This window comes from Prauserella endophytica (genome assembly GCF_005146945.1).
In the GTDB taxonomy this organism is placed as follows: domain Bacteria; phylum Actinomycetota; class Actinomycetes; order Mycobacteriales; family Pseudonocardiaceae; genus Prauserella_A; species Prauserella_A endophytica.
The window spans coordinates 266,555-291,714 of sequence record NZ_SWMS01000001.1 but is presented as its reverse complement, the minus strand read 5'-3'; the positions used below and the strand labels follow the sequence as shown (position 1 = coordinate 291,714).

Below are 25,160 nucleotides of genomic sequence, written 5' to 3'. Positions count from 1 at the left end.
CTCTTGTTCAACCCCAGCGGCCTATTCGCCGATCACCGGCGGTGCGGTGAGCTCGTCGGTGCCGAACAGCGAGTTGCCGTCCTCCTCGACGAGGAACTTCGACTGGTGCTCCTCGTCGTCGGAGCCCTGGCCGCCGCGGCCCGCGCCGCCCATCGCGCCCATCGGCATGCCGCCCATGCCTCCACGGCCCGCCGCGCCCGCTGCCGCCGCGGCACCCATCGCCGCGCCGCCCATGCGGCCCGCGCCGGAGCCCGCACCGGGCGCCGAGCCCGTCGTCGAGCCGGAACCGGGCGCGCCGGCGCCACCCGCCGCAGCGCCGGGGCCGAAACCGCCGATCCCGCCGACACCGCCGCCGCTGTACGAGCCGGAACCCGAACCGCCGCCACCGCCGGGGCCGAAGCCGCTCGGCGTGTAGCCGCTGGTGGAGAAGTCCGCGGAGGGCACCTTCGGCGAGGAGTATCCCGAGGAGCTGGTGGTGTCGTCCCACTCCGGGACGTTGTAGCCGCCGGAGCCGTAGCCACCCGAGCCCGAGCCGGGACCACCCGAACCCGAACCGTAGCCGCCGGGGCCACCTATGCCGGGAATGCCGGTGCCGCCGCCACCGGAGCCGTAGCTACCGCCGCCACCGCTGCCGCCGCCCCCGTAGGAACCGCCACCACCGGGACCGCCGATGCCGCCCGGGATGCCGCCGCCGGAGTAGTCGCCGCCTCCGCCGCTGCCACCGCCACCGGTGCCGTCGCCGTCCCCGGAGCCACCCGGCTTGTCCGTTCCGTCTCCCGGCTTCCTCTCGTCGTCGCCGCCACCGTTCTCGTCTACGTTGACGTCGCCGACCTCACCGTCGAGCGCCGAGTACGTCGGCAGCCTCTCGCCGTTGGCGGAGCTGGCCTTGAAGTACTCGTTGAACGCGTCGACGTTGGCCTGCGCCTTGGTGTTGTAGTCGTTGATCGCGCGGTCGGTGTCGGTCTCCCACGGCGTGATGTCGTTGAGGAAGCCGCTTTCCGGTGGTTCTTTGGGGATCGGCTGCACCCGCGAGTACACGGTCTCGAACGCGGCGCTCTGCTCACCGAGCGCCCGGTCGCTCTCCTGGAGCTTGTCGCCAGAGTCCTGCATCCACTCCTTGAGCGGATGCGCACCGGAGCGTGCCGCGTCGGCGCCCTCGCCCTGCCACGCCTGGTCCATGACCCGGTTCAGCTCGTCGATCTGCGTGACCCGGTCCTGGTAGACGCGCTGCAGTGTGTTGGCCGAGATCTGACCCTCGTTGATCGAGCCCGCGCCGGGGCCGGTCGTGACCTGCTCCCAGATCTGGTACGCGTCGATCGTGCGGCTGCCGTCGCCGCCCGAGTAGCTGCCGGCTTCGTTCTGCGTCGCGGCGCCATACGTCGCGGCGCCCGCGACTATCGGAACAAGGAAGAGCACCATGTCGGATCAACCCCTCAGTGTGGCGATGGTGGCTTCCGCCACTCGATCGGCGACCGGGCACGGGTCGCTGACCTCGGGCCCGTAGTCGAAGTTGGTGAGCACGAAGAGCGTGGTCTTCTCGTCGACGCCGACCCAGAGCCCGCAACCGCCGTCGGTGCGGTTGTCGATCGTCGCGGTGTGGACGGCCGGGTAACCGGCGATCTCGGTTTCCTCGAAGTAGTCGTTGCGGGAGCGCTGCTCGTAGATCGCGGAGAGGCCGTTCTCGTTCTCGGTCACCACGGACAGATCGACGCGGTTGCCGCTCTCCGCCGCGTACTCCCACACACACGCCGTGGCGTTCTCGGCACCGGCGGCTGCTTCCTGACGGCCCTCGGCGAATCCGAGTTCGGACAGGTCCGCGGGCGAGAGCGCCGCACACGGGTCCGACACCAGCGACGTGGCGTCGAGCGGCTCGCTGACCGGAGGCGCCGCCTGAGCCGGACTGGAGGGAGCCGACGGCGACGGAGTGGGACTCTGCTCCGGTTCCTCACCTCCGCCGCACGCACCGAGCGTGGTGGCCGCCGCGAGCACGGCGAGTGCCAGACCCGCTCGCTGACGCATGCTCATGCGGACTGCTCACCCGCTCTGGCCACATCGGACTGCGCCTGCTCCTCCTGCGTGCTGATGCTCTCCTTGGCCTTGCGCAGCGCATCGATGTACTGCGTGACGTACTTCTGCATGCGCTGGTTGGCCTCGAGGAACGCCCTGCCGGAGGGGTTGGCGAGGTTGGCGAAGTCACCGCTCGCGAACTCGCGGCCGGGGCCCTGCACGTGGGCCATGCGCTCGGCGTCACGCTCGTCGGTCTTCAGCGCGTCGCGCAGGTCCTCCCAGCGCTGGATGACGCTCTCGAGCTCGTCCGCCTTGAACTTGTAGCCGCCTCCGGCCGCAGGCGCCGGAGCGCCCGCCACCTTCGGAGCGGCCATGGTCACGACCTTGCTGGCAGCGCCTCCCACGGCGCGACCGACCCCACCAACCGCGTCCAGCATCGCCCGCCGATCCCCCTTCACCCTCAGTGAAGATTAAGTTTCCTCAGGGCGCCGAGTGCTCGTCAAGCGCACCCCGCCCGTCCGCTCACTCAGACGTGCGCGAGTGCGAACGAGTTCCCCCGGAAACGCCGATGGCGGGACCCCCAGAAGGGATCCCGCCATCAGTGAAGCAGGCGTGCTACTTGGCCGTGACCTCGATGCGCACGTCGGCGGTCACGTCCGGGTGGAGCCGGGCGCTGACCGAGTGCTTGCCGAGAGTCTTGATGTGCTCGCCGAGCTCGATGGTGCGCTTGTCGAGCAGCGGGCCGCCCGCCGCCTTGATCGCACCGACGATGTCGGCCGTGGTGACCGAGCCGAAGAGCTTCTTCGAGCCCTCGGCGGCCTTGGCGGAGAGCTGGACCGCGCCGAGGCCCTCCAGTGTCGCCTTGACCTCCTTGGCGTGGTCGAGGTCGCGGATGCGACGGCTCTCCTGCGCCCTGCGGATGGTCTGGACGTTCTTCTCCGCGCCCTTGGTCGCCGTGATGGCGTACCCGCGGGGCAGCAGGTAGTTGCGCGCGTAGCCGTCCTTGACCTCGACGATGTCGCCGGGGCCGCCCAGGTTCGCCACGTCGGTCGTCAGGATGATCTTCGCCATGTCTGACTCCCTTCTCAGCGAGCGGTGGACGTGTAGGGCAGCAGCGCCATCTCGCGGGAGTTCTTGACCGCGATGGCGATGTCACGCTGGTGCTGGCTGCAGTTGCCGGTGACCCGGCGGGCCCGGATCTTGCCGCGGTCGGAGATGTACTTCCGCAGCAGGTTGGTGTCCTTGTAGTCGATGTGCTCCGGGTGGCCCTGCTTCTCGGCCTTGCAGAACACGCAGACCTTCTTCTTCGGCTTACGAACGGGTGGCTTCGCCACTGTCTACTCCTGGGGAACTGTTCTCGTGGTTATGTCTAGAAGGGCGGTTCGTCGGAGAAGCCGCCGCCACCTGCCGGTGGCGCGGAACCCCACGGGTCGTCGGCGGGTGCGCCCGAGCCGCCACCGCCGAAGCCGCCACCGCCGCCGCCACTGCCGCGGCTGACCTTGTTGACCTTGGCGGTCGCGTAGCGCAGCGAGGGGCCGATCTCGTCGACCTCGAGCTCGACGACGGTCCGCTTCTCGCCCTCTTTGGTCTCGAACGAACGCTGCTTGAGCCTGCCCTGGACGATCACCCTGGCGCCCCTGGTCAGCGTTTCGGCGACGTTCTCGGCCGCCTGCCGCCAGATGTTGCAGCGCAGGAACAGGGCCTCGCCGTCCTTCCACTCGCCGGTCTGGCGGTCGAAGGTGCGCGGCGTGGACGCGACCGTGAAGTTCGCGACGGCCGCACCGGACGGCGTGAAGCGGAGCTCCGGGTCGGCGGTGAGGTTGCCGACCACTGTGATGACGGTGTCTCCGGCCATCAGCGCATCAGGCCTTCGCGGCGATCTTCTGGGCGGCCTTCGTGCCCCGCGGCAGTTCGCGACGCACGACCTTGGTGCGCAGCACGGTCTCCTGCAGCGACAGCTGACGGTCCAGCTCCTTGACCGCGTCCGGCTCGGAACGCAGGTCGAGGATCGCGTAGATGCCCTCGGCGTGCTTCTTGATCTCGTAGGAGAGCCTGCGGCGGCCCCACACGTCGACCTTCTCCACGCTGCCGCCGGAGTTGCGGATCACGTTGAGGAAGTTGTCCAGCGTGGGCGCGACCGTACGCTCGTCGAGCGAGGGATCGAGGATGACCATTACCTCGTAATGGCGTGACACAACCACTCACCTCCTATGGGCTTCGCGGTCACGGACGATCCGTGACAGGAGGGTTGCCAGTCGGTCAGTCTACGGGGTGGTCAGGTGGCCCTGCGCAGCACCCAGGTCCTGACCAGCGCGGCTGTGACGCCGGCCAGCGCGACCACCGCGAGCAGCATCGGCAGCTGCACCTGGCTCGCGGAGGCGGGGGCGGCGAGCGCGTCGGCGTTGCCCGCGTTGCGCACGTCGGCCTGTCCGGTGTCGGCGCCGTTGCCGGTGTCGGCGCCGAGGATGCCGAACTCGGCCGAGCCGGGCACCCCGCTCGACGGCGGGTAGCGCAGGCCGGGCGGCACGGCGATGCCCGCGCTCGGCGCGTTCGGCGCGCTCGCGACCGGCAGGCCGCTGTAGTCGCGAGGCGGCACGGCGGCACCACCGCTGCCCATCGGCACGCCGGGGGCCGCCGCCGGGCTGCCTGCGGGCGTGCCTGGTGCGGTCGTGGGTGCCGCGCCCGGCTGGGAGGCGGGCGGGTTCGTGGTCGGGGCGACGTAGTTGGAGGCGAAGACCGAGAGCCCGCAGTTTCCGGCGACCTTGTTGGCGATCGTGTCGAGGGTCTTCTGCTTCGTCGAGTTCAGCGCCCCCAGGCCCGCCTCGTCCTTCAACGCGTTGCGGACGGCCGTGCCGATCACCGCGCCGCTGACGTTGCCGCCCTGCGCGTCGGGCACGGAGCCGACGGTGAGCGTCTCCTTGGCGATCTCACGGGCGAGGTGATCGGGCCAGATCGTGAGGTCGTGCACGACGATGATCGACTTGGCCTCTTGCGCGCCGCGCTTGACCAGGTCCTTCACCGCGGCCCCGTTGACGGTCACCACTTCGCCGATCGGGCCGGTCACCGCGGCGGTGCACGATTCCGCCGACGGGATGGCCGCCGAGGCGGTGCCCGCGGTCAGCACCGAACCACCGGTGATCGCGGCGGCGATGGCAGCGGTGGTGAGCACCTTCCGAGTCATCCGTGACAGAGCGGTCGGCATGGTCCGCACAGGAGCTGTCCCTCCGAAGTTGGCACCGTGTCAAATAGGTAACGAGAGGTCACCGGAGAAGATACGCGAGAACGCGCTACGTGGTTGCCCTTCTCAGCACCCAGGTTCGCACGAGCGCCGCGGTGACCCCCGAGAGCGTCAGCACGGCGAGCAGCATCGGCAGCGCGGGAGCGTCGGCGATACCTCCGGAACCCACAGGCAGTGCGTCTGCCTGGCCCGCGTTGCGGACGCCGTCGTCGCCGCCCGCGGCGTTGCCGCTGTCCTCGCCGAGGATGCCGAACTGCGGCGAGTAACCAGGGATCTGCCCTCCGTAGCGGACGCCGGGTGACATCGAGAACAGCCCGGGCGTCGCCATCGGCAGCCCTGTGTAGTCGCGCATGGGCGCCCACGCGGTGCTGTAGCCGAGCCAGGCCGCGCCCGGCAGTGCCGAACCGCCCAGGACGGGGCTGTTGGGCGCGGGGATACCGCCCTGTCGCTCGGGTGCGGCGCCGGGGCTGCCCGCGGGCGCGGGCCGGGTGCCGGGCTGCTGCGGCGCCGGCTGATGCGGCGGGTGTTGCGGAGCCGGGTCGGTGCCGCCGGCGCTGGACAGCGCTCCGGTGACCGTGCCGACCGCGTCGTTCGCGGTGCCCGTCACGCCCTCGACGGCCCCGTTCACGGCGCTCGCGGCGGGCTGGCCGACGCCGGGCACGGGGGCGACCGCGGTGTCGACGACGTTCACGGTGACCCGGCAGACGCCGTTGAGCAGGGAGCTGATGCCCTCGGTGACGATTCCGAGGTCGAGCGTGAGCCCGAGCAGCGTGACGCCCCGGATGTGGTCGCCGGGTGCCGCCGTGACCGTGCTGCCGCACGGCACCGTCTTGGTCTCCGCCGTCGCCACTCCGGGCGCGGCCAGCGCCGCAGTGCCTGCCAGCACGAAAGCGGCGGTCCCCATAGCGGCGACCCTGCCGGTGCTCCTACGCATGCCTGCCTCCCGGTTCGCTCTAATAAGCAACGAACCAGTCGGGCGGACGTGACGCGGCTCAGACGGCCTTGCGGCGCAGCCAGGAGCGGGCGAGTCCCGCGATCACGAGCACGAGGGCGACCACGGCGAGCAGCAGAGGGAGCCGCTCGGGCGAGTCGGGTGCGGGCAGCGCGTGGGCGGTGCCGGAGTCCCTGGTGGTGTTCACCTCGGGCACGTTGCCGCCGTCCGGCTGGGCGCCGGGGGCCAGTGGCGGCGCGAGCGGTGGGATCGACGGCACCGGGGGCACCTCGATGGGGCCGAGCGGGGCGAAGGCGTTGATCGGCACGGTGTAGCCAGGGGACGGCGTGAACGTGCCGCTGCCGCCGTCCGAGCCGGTGGCGCCGCCGGGGCCGTTCTCGCCGCCGTCGCCGCCGCCCGGCGCGGGCTGCCCGGGGTCGCCTGGCGCGGGCTCACCGGGATCCGGCTCGCCAGGGCCGGGCTGTTCCGGATCCTCCGGGTCCTCCGGCGAGGGCTCCTCTGGTTGCTCGGGAGCGGGGTTCGGCACGACTTCCCGCACGGGTGCGCTCAGGGCGTTCACGGTGGTCTGCGTGGTGTCGCAGACCTGCCCGAGCGGGTTCACCACCACGTCCGCGCCGCTCAGGCCGAGGCCGTCGAGCGCTTCCTTCACGGGCAGCGAGAGCAGTGCGCCGGACTCGGAGCCGAGGCCGATGTCGAGCAGGCCCGGCTGGTTCACGGCGGCGCCGAGGTCGACCGTGAGCGGCCGGCCGTCCTCGCCCTTGAGCGTGGCGTCGCATTCCCCGACCACCACTGAGCCCTCCTCGCCCTCGGCCAGAGCCGTGCCGGGCAGGAGCAGCAGCGCGGTTGTGGTCAGCGTGACACCGACCGCGCCGAGCCGGACGACGCGCCGCTGAAACCCAGACCCCATGAGTTCCTCGCCTTCACGCTCTGTGTGTGACCCCAGTCAAATGCGTAGGACACGATCACGGTACTCGATGGAGGCCGCCGCGAATCGTTACCCTCGAGAAATGCTCATCGGCGCCCACGTCCGTGACGACGACCCTTTATCCGCGGCCCGCGAGCGGAACGCGGACGCCGTGCAGTTCTTCCTCTCGGATCCGCAGGGCTGGAAGAAGCCGCAGCGGCATCCGCAGGCAGACGACTTCGCCCCGGCCGGCGTCACCGTCTACATCCACTCGCCGTACGTGCTCAACGTGGCGTCCCTGAACAACCGCATCCGGATCCCGTCGCGCAAGACGGTGGCCCAGCATGCGGACGGCGCCGCCGAGGTCGGCGCGAAGGGGCTCGTCGTGCACGGCGGGCACGTGCGCAGGGGTGAGGACCCCGAGGAGGGCATCGCCAACTGGCGCAAGCTCTTCGAGCGGCAGGCCGAGCAGGGCGGCTTCGGTGTGCCGCTGCTGATCGAGAACACCGCGGGCGGCGAGAACGCCATGGCTCGCGACCTCGACATGCTGGCAAGGCTGTGGGACGCGGTCGGCGAGTTCGGCGCAGGCTTCTGCCTCGACACGTGCCATGCCTACGCGGCGGGCTGGGACCTGGAGACCGCCGTCGAGCGGGTGCTGGCGATCACCGGGCGCATCGACCTGGTGCACCTCAACAACTCGCGCGACGAGTTCGGCTCCCAGCGCGACCGGCACGCCAACGTGGTCGGCGGCGACGGCACGATCGACCCCGCGCTGCTCGCCGAGGTCGCCAAGTCGGCAGGCACCCCGGTGATCGTGGAGACGCCCGCCGAAGGCCAGGCCGCCGACATCGAGTTCCTGCACGGGCTTGCCTAGCGCCGCCCGCTCCGAGCGCCGCGCGCAGCTGGTGGTGATCCTGCTGCTGTGCGGCGCCACGCTGGCTCTGGGACTGGTCAACAAGTACCGCTGCACCGGGCCGGAGTTCGACGACTCAGGGCGTAGCACGCCCAACTACTCGGAGCGCAACTACTTCGACGTCTGCTACTCCGACATCCAGTTCCTCTGGATCGGCCGGGACGTCGACCAGCACACGTTCCCCTATGTGCACGGCGACCTCCAGGACGGCACGCTCGTCGGCGGCGCGCTGGAGTACCCGGTGCTGACGGGACTGGTCGTGTGGGCGGGCGCGGCGTTCGCGGACAACGACGCCGAGTTCCTGCTGTACTCCGCGCTGCTGCTCGCGCCGTTCGGGCTGGTGACGGCGTGGCTCCTGGGCAGGCTCGCCGGCTGGCGGGCGCTGGTGTGGGCGGTCGGCCCACCGCTGGTGCTGTACGCGTTCCACAACTGGGATCTGCTGGCGGTGGCGTGCTCGGTCGCCGCGTTCTTCGTGCTGTACCAGGGGCGCGGGACGCTGGAGCGGCGCGCGGGCTGGGCCGCCGTGCTGCTCGGAGCAGGGTTCGCGGTGAAGGTGTACCCGGCGCTGTTCGTGGTGCCGCTCGCGCTTTATGTGTTCACCGAGCGCGGGCGGGACGTGCGGGGCGCGGTGCGCGTCGCCGCGATCTCGGCGGGCACGGCGATCGCCGCCAACCTCCCGTTCGCGATAGCCGGATTCGACGGCTGGTGGGCGTCGTTCGAGTTCCAGGGGCAGCGCGCCGTCGACGCGACCACGAACTCGGTGTGGTTCTGGGGCGTGCGGCCGCTGTTCGCCGACGACGAGGCGTTCCAGTCCTTCGCCGACATCGCATCGCCACTGCTCGTGCTCGCGTCGCTCGCGCTCGCCTGCCTGCTCGGCTGGCGGCGCTGGGTCGCCGAGGGCGCCTACCCGTTGCTGCCCGTGTGCGCGGCGGCGCTCTGCGGTTTCCTGCTGCTGCACAAGGTCCACTCGCCGCAGTACACGCTGTGGCTGCTGCCGATGTTCGCGCTCGTGCGCGTGCGGTGGGGCTGGGTGTTCGCCTACCTGCTGGCCGACCTCGCCATGGGTATCGGCATCTTCCGCTGGTACGGCGCCCTCGGCGACGGCGGCGGCGCGATCTACGACGGGTTCGCCGCGCAGGCCGTGATGATCGGCGTGTGGGGAAGGGCCGCGCTGCTCGCCGGGCTCTTTGTGGCGTTCTCGGCCGCCGAGGCGGTGCCCTACCGGGACCGCACCGGCTTCCTCACCACCACGACGTCGGGTGCCCTGTCGAGCACGCCACCCATCGGGTCGTCGCCGCCCGCGCGCACGAGGTCCTCCGACGGCCGGTAGATCTCCCTGATCACCAGCACGGCCAGCAGGATCACCGCCAGGTCGCGCACCACCACCGTGCCGAGGAACCAGTCCTCCGGCAGGCCCTTGTTGTCGGTGCCCAGGTAGTAGAACATCCTCGGCACCCACACGAGCGCGTCGATCAGCATCCAGCCGAGCAGCAGCCGCCAGCGCGGGATCGCCAGCACGGCCAGCGGCACGAGCCACAGCGAGTACTGCGGGCTCCACACCTTGTTGGTGAGCAGGAAAGCCGCCACCACCAGGAAACACAGCTGGGCCAGCCGCGGCCGCACCGGTGCCGTGAGCGCGAGGTACGCGACCCCCGCGCAGCAGATCAGGAACAGCGCACCGCTCACCGTGTTGAGCCACGACGGTGTCTGGCCGTGGGCCAGCTGGCCGTCGAAGCCCACCCAGCCGGTGAAGTGGGAGACGACGTTGTAGATCGAGTCCGGGTCCATGCCGCGCTCGGTGTTGAGCCGGAAGAACTCCTCCCAGCCCTGCCGCAGGAACAGCATGAACGGCAGGTTCACCACCAGCCACGTGCCCGCCGTGACGAGCGCGGTGGTGGTCCACTCGCGCAGCTTGCCCGCGCGCAGGCACAGCACGAGCAACGGGCCGAGCAACAGCAGCGGGTACATCTTCGCCGCGGCGCCGATCCCGAGCAGCAGCCCGGCCAGCGCGGGTTTTCGTCTCGACCAGGCGAGCAGACCGGTCGCGGCGAACGCGGCCGCGATCGTGTCAAAGTTGGTGAACGCGTGGACGATCACGAGTGGGGACACCGCGACGAGCGCGGCGTCCCACGGTCGTCGGCGCGCCGTTCGGGACACCGCCCACACGGTGATCAGCCAGGCGGCCGCCAGGAACAGCGCGGTGATGTTGAAGTACACGGCCACCGGGAGCGCCCCCGGCAGCCAGCCCGCCGCGGCGACGTCGTCCCAGGCGTGCGCGAGCTTTGCGTTGACCCACTGGAACAGCCCCGTGAGCACGGGGTACTCCATGTACCGCACCTGCTCGCGGTCAGTGCCCTCGTTCTCGACCCAGCTCGTGGCGTAGGGGAACGTGTCGTCCCGGTCCAGCCGTTCCGCGGTGTAGAGCGGCACGACGTCGGAGTAGCACATCGCGACGTAGGGCCTGCCCGATCGCCAGTCGAGCTCGGCCTGGCCCTGGTCGTTGACGAACTGCTGGATGCACGCGGCCTTGCCGAACCAGCCCAGCGTGAGCGCCAGCACCGCGAGGAGCAGGCAGACCCTCAGCGGCGACCAGAACCAGTGCCTTCCCACGGCGGCGTGCTCGCCCAGCGGGCCGCCAAGCGGACGGGTGGCCGTGGCGACCAACGGCTCGGTCCGGCTCGGGTACACGCGCTGCCCGGCGTCCAGCGACATCGAGTCTGGCGTCGGTGTCGACGGCGAATCCTGACTATCGCTGGGCACGGGCCGCATGTTACGTGCCGCGCATGACGAAGGCGGCGGGCACTCGTGGTGCCCGCCGCCTTCGGTCAGCCGCTATTCGGATTCCGACCGTCGTCGTCCCCTGGGTTCGGCCACGTCGGGAGGCCCGGTCCCGGGTCGTCCGTCTCCGTCTCCGTGTCGTCCGTTGGAGTTGTCTCCTCGGTCGGAGTCGGCGTGGGGGTGGGAGTCGGGGTCGGCGTGGGGGTGGGCGTCGGCGTCGGGGTCGGGGTGTACTCCGGAGTCGGCGTCGAATCGTCCGGCTCCGGCGCGGTAGGGACCTTGCCGATCGGCTCTACCTCCTCGAACTCTTCCTCCGGCATGCCCTCGAGGTAGGTGTCCATGAACTGCTTCCACAGCTCGCCGGGAAGCCCCGAACCGTAGATGAGGCTGCCGTCGGCATCGCGGATCGGCTTGTTGTAGCCCGTGCCGACCCACACCGAGGCGGAGATCTGCGGCGTGTAGCCGACCATCCACGCCTCGGCGTTCTCATTGACCGACTTGTTGCCCTCCGGGTCCACGTACTGGTGGGTACCGGTCTTGCCCGCGCAGTCGCGGCCGCCCGCGCAGGTCAGGTCGGAGTAGGAGAGCACCGGCTCCAGCGACTCCGTCACGTTGCCCGCGATCTGCTTGCTCTCCTCGGGGTCCGAGGAGAACGCGGGCTCGCCCTGGGTTGCCTCCGGCGTGGTCTCGTCGAAGAGCACCTCGCCGTCCGCGGTCGTGAGCTTGGAGACGAAGTGGGTGTCGCGCTGGATGCCGTTGGCCGCGAACGTGGCGTAGGCGCCCGCCATGTCGGTGGGGGTCACCACGGTGCTACCACCGCCGATGGCGATGTTGCCGTCCGCGTTGGCCATCGTCGGCCGGTTGCCGCCGTCGTCCTCGGGGATGCCCGCCGCGAGCGCGGCGTCGACGACCGCCTGCACGCCCACCTCGTTCAGCACGATGTCGTAGAACACCGTGTTGATCGAGCGCTCCATCGCCTCGGCGACCGTACATTGCGGACATTGCACGTTCTCAGAGTTGCGGATGACGCTGTTGCCGAACGTCCTCGGCGAGCTGCCGTCGTAGACCTCGCCGAGGCCCTTGCCGCTCTGCAACAGCGCCACCAGGTCGAACGGCTTGAACGAAGACCCTGGGTTGCGCTGCTGGTTGGCCCAGTCCATCTCGTCGACGCCCGGTTCGTTCGGCCCGCCGTAGTACGCGAGCACCCCGCCGGTCTTGGGGTCGACGGCCACGAGCGCCTGCCGCAGCTCCTCCGGCTGGCCCTCCATCACCTCGTTCACGGTCTGCTTGGCGACTTCCTGCGCCCGCTTGTCGATCGTGGTGTAGACCTTGTAGCCCCCGGCCTGGACCTTCTCCTCCGGGTAGCCCTTGGCCTCGAGCTCGGCCTTGATCCGCTGCTCGATGTAGGCGTCCGGGCCGGTGATCGCGTCGGGCTTGGACTGCTCGAGCGGGATCGGGGTCGGGAACTTCGCCGAGTCCCGCTCGGCCTGCGTGATCCACTTGTTGGCGACCATCTGGTCCATCACGTAGCTCCAACGCTGCTGGGCGACCTCCAGGTTCTCGGAGCGCCCCGGCTGCTGGATCAGGCCGGCGAGCAGCGCCGACTCGGAGGCGTTGAGCTCCTCGGCGTGCTTGCCGAAGAAGGCCTGCGCCGCGGTCTCGATCCCGTACGCACCACGTCCGAAGTAGATGGTGTTCAGGTAGGACGTGATGATCTGGTCCTTGGACTGCTCGTTGTTCATCTTGAACGCCTTGACGAGCTCGGTCCATTTGCGCGTGTAGGAGTATTCGTCGTTCTGGGTCGCCATCTTGATGTACTGCTGACTGATGGTCGACCCACCGCCGACGCCGCCGGTGAGCTGGTTCCACGCCGCCCTCGCGATACCGGTGATGTCGAAGCCCGAGTTGGTCTCGAACGTCGCGTCCTCGGCCGCGTACACGGCGTGCCGGACGGTCGGCGTGATCTGGTGCGGCTTGAGGTGGATGCGGTTGCCGCCGTCGGCGGGGATGTCGCGGCCCATCTCCTTGCCGTCGGCGTAGAAGAAGGTCACGACCTTGCCCTGATCCGCGGCGACCTCCTCGGGAGAGGGCACGTCGACCAGCAGATACGTGATGGCGAACGCGATCGCGGGCAGGACGAAGAAGATGCCGACGAAGGCGTAGAGGGACCTGCGGATGCGTCGCCATCGCCGCTTCTTGCGCTCGGCGGGCGTCAGTACCTTCTTGCCCTTCGCGTCGACGTCGTCCTCGCCGTCGTCGTCGAATCCGGCCTCCCGGAAGCGGGCTTCGTCCTCATCGGACCAGCCGCGGGAGTCGTAGCCGTCATCGTCGTAGCCGTGGTCGTCGCGGCCCGTGCCGTTGTGCGCGCGGTGTGTGATCAGCTCTGGTTCGCGCTGCTCCTCGTGGGGCACGCCGACGGGCGCGACCATGCCGGTCGGCTGCTCCGGCTGGGGCCGTCGTGGAGGACGTTGCGGCTGGCGCGGCGGCTGCTGCCGGTTGCCTGCCTGCTGCGGACCGCCGGGAGGGCGTGCGCCGGGCGGGGGAGGGCCAGGCTGCCTGCGGCCGGGCGGGGGCGGGGGCTGCGCCGGACCTGGCCTGCCGCCCTGCGGGCGGGGCGGCTGCCGACCGGGCTCACCGGGCCAGCGCGGCGCCTGGCCCTGCTCGTCCCCGGCCGGCCACTGCGGCTGCGGCCGCTGAGGCTGCTGCGGGGGGCGCTGCCTCGGTTGCCGAGGGGGCCTCGCCGGCTCGTCGCCGGTGGGCCACTGCGGGCTACCGTCGCCGCCGGACGAGTGCCTGCCGTGTCTACCGCGGCCGGGTTCCTCCCCCGGCCAGCGATGATTTCCCTGGTCGTTCACTCAAGACCCTCCCAGATCGGCGCGTCGGGGTACGCCGTTCTGCGGACCGACCCTCTGTGCGCGGCGGGATTCTGTTTCCATCGATCCCGTGTCTGCCGTCACTGACCTGCGGTCCTCCGTGAGCGTGGGTGCGTTGTTCCAGTACCGAGGACGTACGACTGCACCAGGTGGTTCCAGCCGCACGACCGGCAAACTTCCACAACATAGACGGTGAACTCGCCGAAAAGGTTGGCCATCCGCTCGAGTTCCTCAGGTGCGCGGGCAGAACCCGCGACGTGCTTGAGCTCGTCGCCGTACACCCACGAGACCAGCGTGAGCGCCTCCTTGCGGCACACCGGGCACGAGGACTTGCTGGGCTGACCATGGAACTTGGCAGCCCTGAGCAGGTAAGGAGTGGCGTCGCAGACGTCCATGGTGCTGACCCGGCCGGAGTAGACCTCGGCCAGCAGCGCACGGCGCTGTAGCGCGTAGTCGACGACCTGCCGCTGGTTTCGCACCTCAACAGAGTACGTGTTCCGCGCGGGTTGGCCATGAGCCGTTCTGCCCAGTGGTGATCACGGCTGGCACGACACGCCGGGGAAAAGATAACGCTCGGGTGAAGTTTGGGCAGGTTTCGGGTGATCCGGCGGTTAGCTGCGCCACTCAGATGTATCGGCTCGATATAATGGGCCGGTAGGTTGACCAAGGTCATCCGGGGTACCCCAGCGGCAACGCCGGATGGCGTCGTTTCGTTCCCGGAGGGGGTGCGCCGTGCTTGAGTTCGCGATTCTCGGGCTGTTGCACGAGGCACCCATGCACGGCTACGTGCTGCGCAAACGGTTGCACGAGACCCTCGGCATGTTCAGGGCGTTCTCGTACGGCTCGCTCTACCCGACGCTGCGTCGGCTGCTGCGGGCCGGATGGATCGTCGAGGAGGCCGTCGACCCGGGCACCGGGTGGAACCGACGGGCGAAACGTGTGTACAAGCTCACCGCGGAGGGCAAGGAGCGGTTCGCCGAGCTGCTTGCCGACGCCGGACCGCAGACGTGGGACGACGAGGGCTTCGGTGTCCACCTGACGTTCTTCTCGAGGACACCCGCCGACGTCAGGATGCGGATTCTGGAGGGTCGTCGTCGCCGCGTGGAGGAGCGCCGCGAAGGTCTTCGGGCAGCGTTGGCCAGGGCCGAGGAGAAGATCGATCGCTACACCCGAGAGCTCCATCAGCTGGGGCTGGAGGCGAGCGAACGGGAAGTGCGCTGGCTCAACGAGCTGATCGCGCACGAACAAGCCGAGCAGAACAAGACGGAGAACTAGGCCGCGGCTCGGCGAGACCTACACACCGAACACGAGTTAAGGGAGATACCGGCATGGGCGAGAACCGCCGCGTGAAGGTGGCCATCGTTGGCGTCGGCAACTGTGCGGCATCGCTGGTCCAGGGTGTTCACTACTACCGCGACGCCGACCCGGGCTCGCGCGTGCCTGGCCTGATGCACGTGCAGTTCGGCGACTATCACGTCCGGGATGTCGAGTTCGTCGCCGCGTTCGACGTCGACGCCAAGAAGGTCGGGCAGGACCTGTCCGAGGCGATCCTGGCGAGCGAGAACAACACGATCAAGATCTGCGACGTCCCGCCGCTCAACGTCCCGGTGCTGCGTGGGCAAACCCTGGACGGACTCGGCCGCTTCTACCAGGAGACCATCAAGGAGTCCGACGACGCGCCGGTCGACGTGGTCGCCGCGCTGCGCGAGTCGCAGGCCGACGTGCTGGTCGCTTACCTGCCGGTGGGCTCAACCGAGGCCGCCCGGTTCTACGCGACCGCCGCGCTCGAGGCCGGTGTCGCGTTCGTCAACGCCATCCCGGTGTTCATCGCCTCCGACCCCGAGTGGGCCGCCAAGTTCGAGCAGGCCGGTGTGCCGATCGTCGGTGACGACATCAAGTCGCAGGTCGGCGCCACCATCACACACCGCGTGCTGGCGAAGCTGTTCGAGGACCGCGGCGTCCAGCTCGACCGCACCATGCAGCTCAACGTGGGCGGCAACATGGACTTCAAGAACATGAAGGAGCTGGAGCGGCTCGAGTCCAAGAAGATCTCGAAGACGCAGGCCGTCACCTCGCAGATCGACCGCGACCTCGGCAAGGCCAACGTCCACGTGGGCCCCTCGGACTACGTGCAGTGGCTGGACGACCGCAAGTGGGCCTACGTCAGGCTCGAGGGGCGCGCGTTCGGCGACGTGCCGCTGAACATGGAGTACAAGCTCGAGGTGTGGGACTCCCCGAACTCGGCGGGCATCATCATCGACGCGGTGCGCGCGGCGAAGATCGCCAAGGACCGCGGCATCGGCGGCCCGCTGCTCTCGGCGTCGTCCTACTTCATGAAGTCGCCGCCGGTGCAGTACGACGACTCCACCGCCCGCGACTCGGTGGAGAAGTTCATCGCAGGCGAAGTGGAGCGCTGACCCGTTCCCCTGGATGCAGTGAAGGCCACCATGCCTGCGTTCAACGCAGTGAAGGTGGCCTTCACTGCAGTCGGCGGAGCGCTTCCGGGAGCTCGGTCACGTCGGTGAGCACCGCGGCGGCCTTCGCCAGGACCTCCGGGTCCGGGGGGAAGTGCGGGTTCGGCATCCCGATCACGGTCATCTCGGCGGCCAGCGCGGCACGCAGGCCGTTGGTCGAGTCCTCCACCGCCGCGCACGCCGCCGGCTTGACCCCGAGCCGTGACGCGGCCTCAAGGTAGACGTCCGGCTCCGGTTTGCCCTTCGCCACCTGCTCGCTCGACACGGCCACGCGGACCACGCCGACGAGGTCGGCCGCGGTGAGGAACGCCTCGATCAGCGACGGCGGCGAGGAGCTGGCGATCGCCACCGGGTACCGGTCGGCAACGGCACGCACCGTGTCCTCGGCGCCCGGCAGCACGGGCGGTCCGCCCTCGTAGCGTTTGGCCATCTCACCGATCACGGTCTCCGCGGCCTGCTCCGCCGACAGCCGGATGCCCAGCTCGTCCACCAGGTAGCGCGCCCATTCCGGCGTGCTCATCCCCTGCAGCGCCCTGGTCGCCTCTTCCTTCCAGGTGCCGCCGTGCTCGGCGACCACCGAGCGGCGTACCTCATCCCACAGCTGCTCGGAGTCCACCAGAACTCCGTCGAGATCGAAAACCACGGCGTCCATGCCCCGCAGCCTACGTGTGTGCCAAATTGCTTCGCGTAGCTAAGTAATTTGTCAGCCTGCCCAAGTGCAGGGATCGGTGCTCGCCGAGCTCATCAGGGCGGGCCGTGCCGTATGAGCGCGCTCGCGGAGCTGGCAGGCGTCCGCCTGCCGTCCGTGACCGACGTCGTCGCCCGCCTCGAACGCGACGGACTGGTCACCCGCAGTCTCCGTTCCTCGTCGCGGCTGTGCTGTTACGCTCGCGGGTGGCCTGCTGTCGATCGAGGCGGCGCCGGTGGATGAAGAGTCGTAACGATCAAGCCGTTCGCCCGGCGTTCACCTCCACGACCGTCTCGGCTTGCTTTCGGCACTTAACGTCACACGCGTTCCCCTGACTGAGTGAACTGGAGGCCGTGTGTCCGTCGAGCCCGGGCGTCTTCTTCCCCTGCTGACCTCTCACCGTTCCGGCCGGTCGCCGGTGACCTGTGAGTACCGATGCGGCAACGCGTGCGCGCACCCGGCGCCCAATGAATCCGACAACGAGTACTTCGGCGACGTGGTGAGAAACGTCTTGTCGCGCCGTGGCGCGCTGCGCGCGGGCGCCGTGATGACCGCCGCCGCAGCGGGCTTCGCCGCGCTTTCCGGCACCGCCGCCGCCACACCCACCGTGCCGCCCGCGCTCGCGGGCCGCGGCCAGCCCGGCAAGCCGGGCCGCCCTGTGCCGGGCACCGACTTCGACCCGGTGGCGCCCAACAGCGCCGACGCCGTCATCATTCCGGACGGCTACGAGCAGGAGGTCGTCATCCGCTGGGGCGACCCGGTGCTGCCCGGCGCTCCCCGCTTCGACTTCAACAAGCAGACCGCCGCGGGCCAGGCCAAGCAGTTCGGCTACAACTGCGACTTCGTCGGCCTCATCCCGCAGGACGGCAGTGGCTGGCGCAACCTGCTCGTGGTCAACCACGAGTACACCACCGAGACCGACATGTTCCCGGCCGGGACGTACGACCCGAACAACCCCACCGAGGAGCAGGTGAAGATCGCCTGGGCCGCGCACGGGCTCTCGGTCGTGCAGGCCGTGCGTGACCCGCGCGGTGGCCTCAAGGTCGTGCCCAGCAGGTACAGCCGCCGCATCACGATGGACACCGAGTTCGAGGTCCGTGGTCCCGCCGCCGGTTCGGATTACCTCAAGACCTCGGCCGACCCGACGGGCCGGAAGGTCTTCGGCACGCAGAACAACTGCGCGGGCGGCGTCACGCCGTGGGGCACCGTGCTCTCCGGCGAGGAGAACTTCAACCAGTACTTCGCCAACGCGGGCACGGTCACCGACCCGGTCGCGGCCGCGCGGCTCAGGCGCTACGGCCTCAGCGGCGCCGCGAGCACGCGCAAGTGGGAGCGCTTCGACAAGCGGTGGGACGTCGCGCAGGAGCCCAACGAGGTGCACCGCTTCGGCTGGGTCGTCGAGATCGACCCGCACGACCCGAACAGCAAGCCGATCAAGCACACCGCGCTCGGCCGGTTCAAGCACGAGGCCGCGAACATCAAGATCACGAAGGACAACCGCGTCGCCGTGTACTCCGGTGACGACGAGCGCTTCGACTACATCTACAAGTTCGTCTCCAAGGGCAAGTACAAGAAGGGCACCAGCGCCCACGCTCGCAGGCACAACTCGGCCCTGCTCGACGACGGCACGCTCTACGTCGCCAAGTTCACCGGCAACAGCCCGGCGAGCGAGATCGACGGCACCGGCAAGCTGCCCTCCGACGGCGAGTTCGACGGCTACGGCGAGTGGATCCCGCTGGCCAGCGGCGACAAGTCCTTTGTGGATGGCTTCACCGCCGAGGAGGTCTACATCTTCACGCGCCTCGCCGCCGACAAGGTGGGGGCCACGAAGATGGACCGGCCGGAGGACATCGAGGCCAACCCCGTCAACGGCCGCGTGTACGCCGCGCTGACCAACAACAGCGACCGTGGCGCCGCGGGCAAGGCCGCAGCCGACGAGGCCAACCCGCGCAACGGCAACCGCAACGGGCACGTGCTGGAGTGGGAGGAGGACCGCGGCGACGCGGCGTCGACGAAGTTCTCGTGGCGGCTGCTGCTGGTCTGCGGTGACCCCGCCACGGCGGACACCTACTTCGGTGGCTTCCCGAAGGACCAGGTCAGCCCGATCTCCTGCCCGGACAACGTGGCGTTCGACCCGTACGGCAACCTGTGGGTCTCCACCGACGGCAACGCGCTCGGTTCCAACGACGGCCTGTTCTCCGTGCCCGTCGACGGCCCGAACCGGGGCCAGGTCAAGCAGTTCCTCACGGTGCCGATCGGTGCGGAGACCTGCGGTCCCGTGGTGACCGAGGACCTCGTGCTGGTCGCCGTGCAGCACCCCGGTGAGGGCGCCGGAGCGGCCAACCCCGAGTCGCACTGGCCCGACGGCGGCTCGGCCAACCCGCGTCCCTCGGTCGTCGCGGTGTGGAAGAAGGGCCGCCGGGGCGCGGGCAAGATCGGCGTCCGGTAGGCGGCAGCGGTTCGGCCATGCCCTTTACGGTGCAGGGCATGGCTGACCGACCGCTCGCACTCGTCACCGGCGCGTCAAGGGGAATCGGTGCCGCCGTGGCACGGGCACTCGCCCCGACCCACCGGCTCCTGCTCGGCGGGCGCGACGAGCTCGCGCTCGCCGAGCTTGCCGGTGAGCTGCCGGAGACGAGCCCGTGGCCCGTGGACCTCACCGACGCGTCCGCCGTGGCGACGGCAGCGGCAGAGATCTCCTCGCTCGACGTGCTCGTGCACTCGGCCGGGGTCGCGAAGCTCGGCACGGTCGAGCAGTCGCCGGCGCAGGTGTGGCGGCACAACTTCGAGGTCAACGTGGTGGCCGTGGCCGAGCTGACCAGGCTCCTGCTGCCCGCGCTGCGTGCGGCCCACGGCCACGTCGTGCTGATCAACTCCGGTCAGGGCCTCGCCGCGCGCGAGGGCTGGGGCGCCTACGCGGCGAGCAAGTTCGGCCTGCGCGCCTTCGCGGACGTGCTGCGTGCCGAGGAGACCGCGCTGCGCGTGACGTCGGTCTTCCCCGGCCGTACCGACACCGAGATGCAGCAGGCCGTGGTCGCGGGCGAGGGCGGCGACTACCTGCCGGAGAAGTACCTGCGTCCGGAGTCCGTCGCCGCCGCGGTGCGCTCGGCGGTGCTGGCGAGCCCCGACGCGCACCTCACCGAGATCACGGTCCGCCCGCGTCCCCGGTGAGGCGTCAAGGTTCGTTTGGTGTAGTCCGTCCGGCCGGTTGGTCTCCACCAAACCATGCCTTTATCCGGTGATCCATTGACAGTCCGAAAGCGACATTGCCACGCTTTCGGGCGCCCGGTGTGATCCCCGGAGGAGGCCCCCACCATGAAAACCCGTTTCGTCGCGGTGTTGCTGGCCCTGCTGGCCAGCGCCGCGCTGTCGTTCACGACACCGGCCTCGGCGGACGTCGCCGCCGCTGACGGCTGCTACACCTGGAACCGCACGCTCAGCGAGGGAGCGTCCGGTGAGGACGTCCGGCAGCTGCAGATCCGTGTGGCCGGCTACCCCGGCGAGGGCGGGGTGCTCGCCATCGACGGTCAGTTCGGTCCCGGCACGAAGGCCGCCGTGACCCGGTTCCAGCAGGCGTACGGGCTCGGCGCGGACGGAATCGCGGGAGCGCAGACCTACGCCAAGCTCTACGAGCTGCAGGACGACGACTGCACGCCCGTCAACTTCTCCTACGGCGAGCTGAACAACTGCAACTCCGATTGGTCGGGTGGCAACGTCTCCGCCTCGCAGGCCAAGGCCAACGCGCTGGTGTCGATGTGGAAGCTGCAGGCCATGCGGCACGCGATGGGCGACCGGCCGATCGTCGTGAACGGCGGGTTCCGCAGCGTCGCCTGCAACAACGCGGTCGGCGGCGCTCCGGCGAGCCGTCACCTCTACGGCGATGCCGTGGACCTCGGCGCCGGATCGCAGGGCTTCTGCGCGCTGGCGCGGCAGGCCCGGCACCACGGGTTCGCCGAGATCCTCGGGCCAGGCTACGAGGGCCACGACGACCACGTCCACGTCGCCCACCGCTCCGGTCAGTTCTGGTCAGCCCCCAGCTGCGGCATCTGACCCGTACTTTCGTAGCGCCCCCCAAGGCCACCTTTGTTGCGTTGAGCGCAACAAAGGTGGCCTTGGGGGAACATTCAGCCTCGGAGGTGGGCGGCGGCTTTGGCCACGTTCGCCTGCGCCTCGGCGCGGTCGGCGCGCAGCGCCTCGCCCTCGGCGACCACCTGCTCGCCCGCCACCCACACATCGCGCACGCGCCGAGATCCCGCGGCCCACACGAGGTTCGCCAGCAGCTGGTCGTCGGGCACGTCGAGACCGGCCGCGAACGCGGGGTCGTCGAGGTCGACGTGCACGACGTCGGCCCACCGCCCCGGCTCCAGGGCGCCGATGTCGTCACGGCCGAGCGCGTCCGCCCCGCCGCGCGTGGCCAGCAGCAGGGCGTCCGCCGCGGTCACCACGGTCGAGTCCCGAGTGGACAGCCGCGCGAGCATCGCCGAGAGCTGGACCTCCTCCCAGAGGTCGAGGTCGTCGTTGCTGGCGGGGCCGTCGGTGCCGAGCCCGACCGGCACCGAGGCCGCCCGCAGGTCGGCCAGTCGCGCGATGCCCGACGCGAGCTTGGCGTTGGACCCGGGACAGTGCGCGACCCCCGCCCCACGCGCGGCGAGCAACGCGATGTCCTCATCGGACAGATGCACCGCGTGCGCGGCGATGAGCCTGCCGTCGAGCAGGCCAACCTGGTCGAGCAGGCGTGGCACCGAGCCGAACTCGGCGCGCTGCCGCTCGTCCTCGTCCGCGGCCTCGGCCACGTGGATCTGCACGAGCGCGCCGCGCGCCGCCGCCGACTTGGCGACCTCCCGCAGCGCCTCGGGCGGCAGCATGTACGCCGAGTGCGCCGCGTAGGACAGCTCGACCCGCTCGCCGCGACCGAACCGCAGCCCGTCGGCGTCGATCCAGCGTTCCGTCGCCGTGATCATGGTCCGCCAGTCGAGGCCGGGCAGGTCGATGATGGGGCCGCCGAGCACCACGCGCGCGCCCGTGGTGAGCACCGCGTCGGCGAGCTGCTCGGCGTGGAAGTACATCTCGGCGCTGGTGGTGACGCCCCTGCGCAGCATCTCCACCGAGCCGAGCAGCATCCCGGCGTGGACGTCGGAGGGACGCAGCCTCGCCTCGGCGGGCCAGATCACCTCGCGCAGCCAGCGCAGCAGCGGCAGGTCACCGCCCATGCCGCGAAGGAGCACCATGGGGCTGTGCGCGTGGGTGTTCACCAGCCCGGGCAGCAGGATGCCCGGCAGGTCGGTCACCTCGGCCGCATCGGCCCGGCCCGGCGCCGAGACCGCAGGTCCGCAGTAGGCGACCCGGCCCGCGTCGTCGATGTCCACCACGCCGTCGCGGATGACGGAACAGGTCGGATCGGCAGGCAGGACCACGGGCGCACGCAGACGGCGGGACATGGGCGCGATTCTAGTGTCGCGCCGGGGCCCGCCTCCGCGACTTCACCGGCGAGGGCAGAGGAGGCACACATGGACGTGAAAGCCGACAGGGTGATCGAACTGCCCCGCGAGCGTGTGGCCGCGTACGCGATGGACTGGCGCAACGACGCGCAGTGGACACAGGGCATCACCAGAGCGGAGCTGACCGAGGAGGCGCCCGGCGGCGGGTTCGGCGTCGGCTCGGAGGTCCGCCGCACCGCGCACTTCCTCGGCAGGCGCATCGACTACGTGCTCAGGGTGCTCACGCATGCGCCGCCGGAGCTGCTCGACATGTCGTCGGTCGCCGGGCCGTTCCCCATGCGCGTGACCTACCGCTTCGAGGAGCATCCGAGCGGCACACTCGCCAGCATCAGGGTGCGTGGGGACGCGAGCGGGTTCTACGGCCTCGCCGGGTGGCTGATGGCTCCCATCGTGCGCCGCAACCTGCGCAAGGATCTGCGCGACCTCGCGAACAAGGCCTAAGCCTAGGCGTCGTCCACGACACCGTTGCGCCACGCCCATGCCGCGATCTCCACGCGGTTGCGGGCGCCGATCTTGCTCTGCACCGAAGCCAGATGGGTCTTCACGGTCGAGAGCGACAGGTACAGCTCGGTGCCGATCTCGGTGTTGGTGAGCCCACGGGCCGTTGCCTTGACGACGTCCAGCTCGCGCGCTGTCAACGGCTCCGACGGCTGCTCGACCGGACGCCTGGCCTGCTGCTGGTCGCCGAAGTGCTTGAGCAGGCGCACCGTGATCTGCGGTGACACCAGCGCGTCGCCCCTGGCCGCCGCGCGGATGGCCTCGATCAGCAGCGCGGGCCCCGCGTCCTTGAGCAGGAAGCCGGATGCCCCGCCCTGCAGCGCCGTGTGCACGTACTCGTCCAGGTCGAACGTCGTCACCACCACGACCTTGAGCGGGTCGGCGACGTCAGGGCCCGCGAGCTGCTTGGTCACCTGCAGGCCGTCCATGCCGGGCATGCGGATGTCCAGCAGGCACACGTCGGGCCGGAGCTCCCGTGCCTTGCGCACGGCCTCGATGCCGTCGGCGACATCGGCCACCACCTCGATGTCGTCCTGCGCGTCGAGGATCATGCGGAAGCCGATCCGCACCATGTCCTGGTCGTCGGCGATCAGAACCCGGATCACTGCGTCTCGTCTCCGTCCAGTGGCAACCACACCTCGACCAGCCAGCCGCCATCGGGGCCGGGACCCGCCGCGAGCCGCCCGTGCAACAGGTCGACCCGCTCGCGCATGCCGATCAAACCGTAGCCCCCACCCGGCAGCACCGCCGCCCCCTTCGTCCCGTTGTCGCTCACCCGCACGTGCAGCTCCTCCCCGGACGCCCGGACGGCCACGGTCGCGAGCGTGGCGTCGGAGGCGTGCTTGCCGACGTTGGTCAGCGACTCCTGCACGATGCGCAGCGCCGAGCGGGCCACCTCCTGCGGCAGGTCGGCAGGCAGGTCCAGCTCGATCTCCGTCGGCACGCCGTGGTTGCCCGCCTCGACGAGCTTCCGCAGGTCGGCGCCCAGGTCTGTGGTGGCCTGCTCGCTGAACTCGCTGCTGCCGGAGGGCGCGTCACCGCGCATGCTGCGCACGAGCCTGCGCATCGCCACCAGCGCCTCGGTGCCCGCGTGCTCGATCTGCCCGAGCGCGTCCACCACGACGCGCGGGTCCTTCTCGCCGAGCATCTTCGCCGCCTGCGCCTGCACGACGATGCCAGTGACGTGGTGGGCGACCACGTCGTGCAGCTCGCGCGCCAGCGCCATCCGCTCGGCGGTCTGCGCCTCGTTGACCGCGGTCTCCACCGCCTGCGTGCGCTCGGAGTCGCGAGCGCGGAAGTAGAGGCCGGTCGCCACGGAGATGCCGAGCAGCAGCAGCGCGGAGACGAAGAGGGCGCGCAGGGAGTCCTGGTCGCGGTCGATGGTGTTGGCGACGGCGCCACAGGCCACCACGAGCGAGAGCAGGCCGATCGACCACGTGGCCTGGCGCGGCACGGCGGTGCGCACCAGGAAGACCACCACGATCATCCCGGCGAGCACCTGCGTGAGCGGGAACCCGCCGAAGCTGACGTAGGCGATGCGCTCGCCCATCGACGCCAGCCCCAGCGCGCACACGAACATCACGCCCGCCAGCCACAGCGCCGACCGCACCGGCTGCTTGATGGCCTGCACGGTCGCCACCACGGCGCCCGCGTTCGTCGCCAGCACCACCAGCGCGAACACGCCGGTCGACGCCGAGATGAAGATGTCCATGAACACCGCTGCGGCCAGCACCCCGACCAGCGGCCACTGCCTGCGCAGCAGGGTCATCAGCTCGCTGCGGACCCGCTGCGCGGCCGGCTTGCGCAGCTGGACGGCCACCACGACGGTGGCCGTGAGCAGCACGAAACCGCTCACGAGCGCCTGCACGAGCTCGGAGCGCGAGCTGATCGAGTCACGGCCGGCCGTCGCCAGCAGGCAGGCCACCACCATCGCCGACGTCGTGGCGAACGCGATGCCCGCCTTCGCCGCGCGGACGCAGAAGAACACCAGCTCGAGCCCGGCGACGGTCTCGGCGAAGGAGATGTTGGGCAGCAGCGCGGTGTAGGGCAGGGTGCCGGTGAGCCGGATGAGGACCGTGCTCCCGACGAGCGCGGCCGCGCCGACCCATGCCGCCACCACCGGCTGGCTGCGGCCCCACAACGCGCATGCCGACAGGCTCAGGATGCCGGGCAGGAGCAGCAGGTCGACGCCGCGGGGACCGAAGCCGTCGAGGCTCGCGTCCGCGACGATCACCAGATCGCAGAGGAGCGCGGCGAAGAGCACCACCCCCGGCAGGCCCAGCCACTGCAGCAGATCGGCGACCTTACGCCGGAAAGGTGGTACGGACACGATGCGAA

Annotated in this window: 25 protein-coding genes and 1 pseudogene; 9 read left to right on the top strand and 17 right to left on the bottom strand. The window is 70.3% G+C overall.

The window, feature by feature from the left end; translation table 11 throughout:
- Positions 1 to 21: 21 nt before the first annotated feature.
- From FCN18_RS01520 to FCN18_RS01475, 10 genes are all read right to left on the bottom strand, one after another.
- Positions 22 to 1,419, bottom strand: a complete 1,398-nt coding sequence (locus FCN18_RS01520) for a PPE domain-containing protein (protein WP_137092886.1) — start codon at positions 1,417 to 1,419, stop codon at positions 22 to 24.
- Between the two features lie 6 nt (positions 1,420 to 1,425).
- On the bottom strand, positions 1,426 to 2,025 hold the full coding sequence (locus FCN18_RS01515; protein WP_137092884.1) for a DUF3558 domain-containing protein: 600 nt from the start codon (positions 2,023 to 2,025) through the stop codon (positions 1,426 to 1,428).
- Positions 2,022 to 2,381: a hypothetical protein gene (locus tag FCN18_RS01510; RefSeq protein ID WP_170200490.1), complete on the bottom strand. Its 360-nt coding sequence runs from the start codon at positions 2,379 to 2,381 to the stop codon at positions 2,022 to 2,024. Before FCN18_RS01510 ends, FCN18_RS01515 begins: the two co-directional genes overlap by 4 nt.
- 241 nt (positions 2,382 to 2,622) lie before the next feature.
- The gene (rplI, locus tag FCN18_RS01505; protein WP_112265800.1) at positions 2,623 to 3,078 is read right to left on the bottom strand and encodes a 50S ribosomal protein L9; all 456 of its coding nucleotides are present in this window, start codon (positions 3,076 to 3,078) and stop codon (positions 2,623 to 2,625) included.
- 14 nt (positions 3,079 to 3,092) lie between these two features.
- A complete protein-coding gene (rpsR, locus tag FCN18_RS01500; RefSeq protein ID WP_110334232.1) occupies positions 3,093 to 3,341 on the bottom strand; it encodes a 30S ribosomal protein S18 in 249 nt (82 codons plus the stop codon).
- A 35-nt stretch (positions 3,342 to 3,376) separates the two neighbouring features.
- A complete protein-coding gene (locus FCN18_RS01495) occupies positions 3,377 to 3,862 on the bottom strand; it encodes a single-stranded DNA-binding protein (protein ID WP_112265798.1) in 486 nt (161 codons plus the stop codon).
- Between the two features lie 7 nt (positions 3,863 to 3,869).
- Positions 3,870 to 4,202, bottom strand: coding sequence for a 30S ribosomal protein S6 (rpsF, locus tag FCN18_RS01490; protein WP_112265796.1), 333 nt, complete (start codon positions 4,200 to 4,202; stop codon positions 3,870 to 3,872).
- An 80-nt stretch (positions 4,203 to 4,282) separates the two neighbouring features.
- Complete coding sequence (locus FCN18_RS01485; RefSeq protein ID WP_228713559.1) at positions 4,283 to 5,188, bottom strand: hypothetical protein; 906 nt, start codon at positions 5,186 to 5,188, stop codon at positions 4,283 to 4,285.
- Positions 5,189 to 5,294: 106 nt separating this feature from the next.
- On the bottom strand, positions 5,295 to 6,179 hold the full coding sequence (locus FCN18_RS01480; RefSeq protein ID WP_228713558.1) for a hypothetical protein: 885 nt from the start codon (positions 6,177 to 6,179) through the stop codon (positions 5,295 to 5,297).
- 58 nt (positions 6,180 to 6,237) lie between these two features.
- Positions 6,238 to 7,104: a hypothetical protein gene (locus FCN18_RS01475; RefSeq protein ID WP_137092880.1), complete on the bottom strand. Its 867-nt coding sequence runs from the start codon at positions 7,102 to 7,104 to the stop codon at positions 6,238 to 6,240.
- Between the two features lie 100 nt (positions 7,105 to 7,204).
- Between FCN18_RS01475 and FCN18_RS01470 the strand changes: the two genes are divergently transcribed.
- Both FCN18_RS01470 and FCN18_RS01465 read left to right on the top strand, forming a co-directional pair.
- On the top strand, positions 7,205 to 7,975 hold the full coding sequence (locus tag FCN18_RS01470) for a deoxyribonuclease IV (RefSeq protein ID WP_137092878.1): 771 nt from the start codon (positions 7,205 to 7,207) through the stop codon (positions 7,973 to 7,975).
- A complete protein-coding gene (locus FCN18_RS01465; RefSeq protein ID WP_137092876.1) occupies positions 7,968 to 9,344 on the top strand; it encodes a glycosyltransferase family 87 protein in 1,377 nt (458 codons plus the stop codon). Before FCN18_RS01470 ends, FCN18_RS01465 begins: the two co-directional genes overlap by 8 nt.
- On the opposite strand, the gene FCN18_RS01460 is transcribed toward FCN18_RS01465, so the two are convergent.
- The 3 genes from FCN18_RS01460 to FCN18_RS01445 form a co-directional block, all read right to left on the bottom strand.
- Positions 9,233 to 10,726: a glycosyltransferase family 87 protein gene (locus FCN18_RS01460; protein ID WP_137093318.1), complete on the bottom strand. Its 1,494-nt coding sequence runs from the start codon at positions 10,724 to 10,726 to the stop codon at positions 9,233 to 9,235. The two genes, FCN18_RS01465 and FCN18_RS01460, sit on opposite strands and share 112 nt — an antisense overlap.
- Positions 10,727 to 10,839: 113 nt before the next feature.
- Positions 10,840 to 13,221, bottom strand: coding sequence for a transglycosylase domain-containing protein (locus tag FCN18_RS01455; protein WP_137092873.1), 2,382 nt, complete (start codon positions 13,219 to 13,221; stop codon positions 10,840 to 10,842).
- Between the two features lie 524 nt (positions 13,222 to 13,745).
- Entirely contained in the window at positions 13,746 to 14,144 is a 399-nt protein-coding gene (locus FCN18_RS01445) for a DUF5318 domain-containing protein (protein ID WP_112265786.1), read from the bottom strand.
- Positions 14,145 to 14,397: 253 nt separating this feature from the next.
- Here FCN18_RS01445 and FCN18_RS01440 point away from each other — a divergent pair, with 253 nt between their 5' ends.
- Positions 14,398 to 14,940: a PadR family transcriptional regulator gene (locus tag FCN18_RS01440; protein ID WP_112265785.1), complete on the top strand. Its 543-nt coding sequence runs from the start codon at positions 14,398 to 14,400 to the stop codon at positions 14,938 to 14,940.
- A gap of 53 nt (positions 14,941 to 14,993) precedes the next feature.
- Positions 14,994 to 16,082 (top strand): inositol-3-phosphate synthase, encoded by a 1,089-nt coding sequence (locus FCN18_RS01435; RefSeq protein WP_112265784.1) that lies wholly within the window; start codon positions 14,994 to 14,996, stop codon positions 16,080 to 16,082.
- Between the two features lie 61 nt (positions 16,083 to 16,143).
- On the opposite strand, the gene FCN18_RS01430 is transcribed toward FCN18_RS01435, so the two are convergent.
- Positions 16,144 to 16,791: an HAD family hydrolase gene (locus FCN18_RS01430; RefSeq protein ID WP_137092869.1), complete on the bottom strand. Its 648-nt coding sequence runs from the start codon at positions 16,789 to 16,791 to the stop codon at positions 16,144 to 16,146.
- Positions 16,792 to 16,858: 67 nt separating this feature from the next.
- On the opposite strand from FCN18_RS01430, the pseudogene FCN18_RS40005 reads away from it, so the two are divergent.
- From FCN18_RS40005 to FCN18_RS01410, 4 genes and pseudogenes are all read left to right on the top strand, one after another.
- Positions 16,859 to 16,992, top strand: a pseudogene (locus FCN18_RS40005) (MarR family transcriptional regulator); the annotation flags it as partial.
- Positions 16,993 to 17,182: 190 nt separating this feature from the next.
- Positions 17,183 to 19,276: a PhoX family protein gene (locus FCN18_RS01420; protein WP_137092867.1), complete on the top strand. Its 2,094-nt coding sequence runs from the start codon at positions 17,183 to 17,185 to the stop codon at positions 19,274 to 19,276.
- A 38-nt stretch (positions 19,277 to 19,314) separates the two neighbouring features.
- Positions 19,315 to 19,998 carry an SDR family oxidoreductase gene (locus tag FCN18_RS01415; protein WP_137092865.1) on the top strand — a complete coding sequence of 228 codons (684 nt, stop codon included), beginning with the start codon at positions 19,315 to 19,317 and terminating at the stop codon, positions 19,996 to 19,998.
- A 144-nt stretch (positions 19,999 to 20,142) separates the two neighbouring features.
- The gene (locus tag FCN18_RS01410) at positions 20,143 to 20,877 is read left to right on the top strand and encodes a D-Ala-D-Ala carboxypeptidase family metallohydrolase (protein WP_137092863.1); all 735 of its coding nucleotides are present in this window, start codon (positions 20,143 to 20,145) and stop codon (positions 20,875 to 20,877) included.
- Between the two features lie 74 nt (positions 20,878 to 20,951).
- Here FCN18_RS01410 and FCN18_RS01405 read toward each other — a convergent pair whose 3' ends face one another.
- Entirely contained in the window at positions 20,952 to 22,265 is a 1,314-nt protein-coding gene (locus FCN18_RS01405) for an amidohydrolase family protein (RefSeq protein WP_112265772.1), read from the bottom strand.
- A 69-nt stretch (positions 22,266 to 22,334) separates the two neighbouring features.
- Between FCN18_RS01405 and FCN18_RS01400 the strand changes: the two genes are divergently transcribed.
- The gene (locus tag FCN18_RS01400; RefSeq protein WP_137092861.1) at positions 22,335 to 22,766 is read left to right on the top strand and encodes an SRPBCC family protein; all 432 of its coding nucleotides are present in this window, start codon (positions 22,335 to 22,337) and stop codon (positions 22,764 to 22,766) included.
- Between the two features lie 2 nt (positions 22,767 to 22,768).
- On the opposite strand, the gene FCN18_RS01395 is transcribed toward FCN18_RS01400, so the two are convergent.
- Positions 22,769 to 23,428: a response regulator gene (locus FCN18_RS01395; RefSeq protein WP_112265768.1), complete on the bottom strand. Its 660-nt coding sequence runs from the start codon at positions 23,426 to 23,428 to the stop codon at positions 22,769 to 22,771.
- Positions 23,425 to 25,152 carry a sensor histidine kinase gene (locus FCN18_RS01390; protein ID WP_228713557.1) on the bottom strand — a complete coding sequence of 576 codons (1,728 nt, stop codon included), beginning with the start codon at positions 25,150 to 25,152 and terminating at the stop codon, positions 23,425 to 23,427. The genes FCN18_RS01395 and FCN18_RS01390 overlap by 4 nt, the downstream gene beginning before the upstream one ends.
- Positions 25,153 to 25,160: the final 8 nt, after the last annotated feature.

Coding starts and splice junctions, on each gene's coding strand:
- FCN18_RS01410 (WP_137092863.1), top strand. CDS start 20,143: ATGAAAACCCGTTTCGTCGCGGTGTTGCTGGCCCTGCTGGCCAGCGCC.
- FCN18_RS01510 (WP_170200490.1), bottom strand. CDS start 2,381: ATGGCCGCTCCGAAGGTGGCGGGCGCTCCGGCGCCTGCGGCCGGAGGC.
- FCN18_RS01405 (WP_112265772.1), bottom strand. CDS start 22,265: ATGTCCCGCCGTCTGCGTGCGCCCGTGGTCCTGCCTGCCGATCCGACC.
- FCN18_RS01460 (WP_137093318.1), bottom strand. CDS start 10,726: ATGTCGCTGGACGCCGGGCAGCGCGTGTACCCGAGCCGGACCGAGCCG.
- FCN18_RS01480 (WP_228713558.1), bottom strand. CDS start 6,179: ATGCGTAGGAGCACCGGCAGGGTCGCCGCTATGGGGACCGCCGCTTTC.
- FCN18_RS01400 (WP_137092861.1), top strand. CDS start 22,335: ATGGACGTGAAAGCCGACAGGGTGATCGAACTGCCCCGCGAGCGTGTG.
- FCN18_RS01515 (WP_137092884.1), bottom strand. CDS start 2,025: ATGAGCATGCGTCAGCGAGCGGGTCTGGCACTCGCCGTGCTCGCGGCG.
- FCN18_RS01430 (WP_137092869.1), bottom strand. CDS start 16,791: ATGGACGCCGTGGTTTTCGATCTCGACGGAGTTCTGGTGGACTCCGAG.
- FCN18_RS01495 (WP_112265798.1), bottom strand. CDS start 3,862: ATGGCCGGAGACACCGTCATCACAGTGGTCGGCAACCTCACCGCCGAC.
- FCN18_RS01435 (WP_112265784.1), top strand. CDS start 14,994: ATGGGCGAGAACCGCCGCGTGAAGGTGGCCATCGTTGGCGTCGGCAAC.
- FCN18_RS01470 (WP_137092878.1), top strand. CDS start 7,205: ATGCTCATCGGCGCCCACGTCCGTGACGACGACCCTTTATCCGCGGCC.
- FCN18_RS01415 (WP_137092865.1), top strand. CDS start 19,315: ATGGCTGACCGACCGCTCGCACTCGTCACCGGCGCGTCAAGGGGAATC.
- FCN18_RS01455 (WP_137092873.1), bottom strand. CDS start 13,221: ATGGTCGCGCCCGTCGGCGTGCCCCACGAGGAGCAGCGCGAACCAGAG.
- FCN18_RS01485 (WP_228713559.1), bottom strand. CDS start 5,188: ATGACTCGGAAGGTGCTCACCACCGCTGCCATCGCCGCCGCGATCACC.
- FCN18_RS01475 (WP_137092880.1), bottom strand. CDS start 7,104: ATGGGGTCTGGGTTTCAGCGGCGCGTCGTCCGGCTCGGCGCGGTCGGT.
- FCN18_RS01520 (WP_137092886.1), bottom strand. CDS start 1,419: ATGGTGCTCTTCCTTGTTCCGATAGTCGCGGGCGCCGCGACGTATGGC.
- rplI (WP_112265800.1), bottom strand. CDS start 3,078: ATGGCGAAGATCATCCTGACGACCGACGTGGCGAACCTGGGCGGCCCC.